Annotated in this window: 1 protein-coding gene; it reads right to left on the bottom strand. The window is 57.6% G+C overall.

Features of this window, described 5'->3' with window-relative positions; translation table 11 throughout:
- Positions 1-6: 6 nt before the first annotated feature.
- Positions 7-1089, bottom strand: a 1083-nt coding sequence (locus AC07N8_RS29420) for an ISL3 family transposase (protein WP_493147249.1), incomplete at its 5' end; no start/stop codon positions are given.

The following is a 1089-nucleotide window of genomic DNA, read 5'->3' as shown; positions in this document are numbered from 1 at the left end:
GGTTCTTCACGGATTACCGGGAAAGACGCTCTTGATCTTCATGAAAAAGAATTCGCTATCCCGGTAACCGTACGCCATCCGTTTGATGACCTTTATTCGATTGTTTATACCTTCCAACTGCCCTGTGTGCATCGGCCAGCGAACCCGACTGACGATGCCTCGCCAGTAAGCCTTTAGCCGCTTGGCGAACTGGATCAGTGCCGGTATTTCGCTTTCATGAGCATGGCGCAGCCATTGCTTCCAGGCCGATCGCCAAGCCCAGGCAGCACTCGGTGTCCAGAGTGTTTTGAGCTCAGCCTTCATCAAATACACCGTCATCAGCGATTGGTTGGCCGCCAACAAATCTTGCAAGCGAACCTGCTGTTCCGGCGTTTTCAGATTCTGTGGATTGCGCAGCAACAGCCATCGCGCCTGCTTGATGACCTTGCGAGCCGGCTTGTCATGACGCAACCGGTTAGCTTCGTCGACGCGGACCCGGTCAATGACCTCTCGGCCATATTTGGCCACCACATGAAAGAGGTCGTAGACCACTCGCGCTTTCGGGCAGTGCTGACGAACCTCCAGGTCAAACGCAGTGTTCATGTCCATTGCCACCGCTTCGATTCGAGCACATCCCTCTGGCCCAAGCTCTTCGAAAAAGGGCCGAACTGCCGCCCGGCTGCGGCCTTCGCCAATCCAAAGCACTCGTCGCGTATCGGCATCCAACACAACACTGGCGTAGCGATGCCCTTTAAACAGCGCGAATTCATCCATCACCAGGCGTCGTGGTTGCGCCTTCGGCAACTTGCTCAATGCCGCCTGCAAGGCCCGACGCTCCAGCAACCGCACGGTGTCCCAATGCAGCCCAAACATCTGGGCCACGTGCAGGGTGGGAAGGCGTTCGCAGGCCTGAATAACCGCATCAGCCAAGCGGCGTGTCATGCGCGCATAGCGATCCAGCCAACTCACGGCCTCCATGCGTTTACCACAGTCGCGGCAGCCAACGCGCCTGAGCAGCACGCTGAGGCGTACCGCGCGGCCGAGAATGGGCAAATCGCGAACGGTTCGCTCGCAATACTCATGAGTGGTTGAACAAGGCTTTTGGCAGCC

It is taken from the genome of Pseudomonas sp. GW821-FHT10C09 (assembly GCF_059415465.1).
This window is presented reverse-complemented; position numbering and strand designations above follow the sequence as displayed.